Source organism: Vibrio sp. 378 (genome assembly GCF_033339435.1).
Genome location: NZ_JAWOUO010001025.1, coordinates 1 through 548, shown reverse-complemented (window position 1 = coordinate 548; position 548 = coordinate 1). Strand labels below are relative to the sequence as shown.

2 protein-coding genes are annotated in these 548 nt (G+C 43.8%); both read right to left on the bottom strand.

Features of this window, described 5'->3' with window-relative positions:
* Positions 1-145 (bottom strand): prolipoprotein diacylglyceryl transferase family protein (locus R7Q48_RS30180; RefSeq protein ID WP_318134083.1); only part of this gene is annotated, 145 nt, incomplete at its 3' end.
* A gap of 88 nt (positions 146-233) precedes the next feature.
* Positions 234-548: sulfite exporter TauE/SafE family protein (locus tag R7Q48_RS30175; protein ID WP_318134081.1), on the bottom strand; the 315-nt coding region annotated here is incomplete at its 5' end.

The following is a 548-nucleotide window of genomic DNA, read 5'->3' as shown; positions in this document are numbered from 1 at the left end:
CTGGTTTGTCAGCACGACGGTTCGCCAACCACAATGCAAACATGAAACCGACGAGGTACATCAAACCGTACCAACGAACCGAAACAGGACCAATAGAGACTAAAACCGGATCAATATTGGGAAATTGAAGGTATCCCTGAGACATAAATCATTCTCTTCTTATTTACAAATAAAACCAATATACCCAAGTCACCTCAAATGCTCGGTTCAGCGTGAATAACTTGGGAATAAACTTACAGCAGCATTGTTGCTGCAACAAACATTAAGAATATTGCGAATATTTTCTTTAATACCGCAGTAGGAAGATTGGTCGCGAGCTTCGCCCCCACTTTCGTGGTCAACATCGAAGTCATCGCAATCGCAAGTAACGCAGGAAGGTAAACATAACCAATACTGTACGCAGGTAAGCCTTCAACCTTATAGCCGTGCAAAATAAAGCCTATCATGCCAGAGATGGCGATAATGCAGCCACAAACTGACGATGAGCCGACCGCTTTACGCATTTCTACGCCGTGCTTGTTGAGAAAAGGCACAGATAAAGAACCACC